A 247-nucleotide genomic window follows, 5' to 3' on the forward strand; every position below is an offset into this window, starting at 1 on the left:
ACCGGGCCATGAGCGCCTGTCTGGGGATCAATACTGACCATGTAGATGCCTTGACGTTTGCGCTGGGGTCGGGGCTGGCGGGCATTGCCGGTTGTGCGGTTAGTTTCTTAGGGTCGGTCGGGCCGAATACCGGGCAAAACTACATCGTGGACATGTTCATGGTGGTGGTTGTGGGGGGCGTCGGCAACCTGCTGGGAACCATCCTGGCAGCCTTGGGCATTGGGACGCTGAATTACTTGCTGGGTTC

At 59.5% G+C, this 247-nt stretch carries 1 protein-coding gene; it reads left to right on the forward strand.

Going from position 1 to position 247, the window contains the following annotated elements; translation table 11 throughout:
- Positions 1-247, forward strand: a 247-nt coding sequence (locus tag NZM01_12610; protein MCS6960871.1) for a branched-chain amino acid ABC transporter permease, incomplete at both ends; no start/stop codon positions are given.

It is taken from the genome of Pseudanabaenaceae cyanobacterium SKYG29, assembly GCA_025055675.1.
GTDB lineage: Bacteria > Cyanobacteriota > Cyanobacteriia > Pseudanabaenales > Pseudanabaenaceae > M5B4.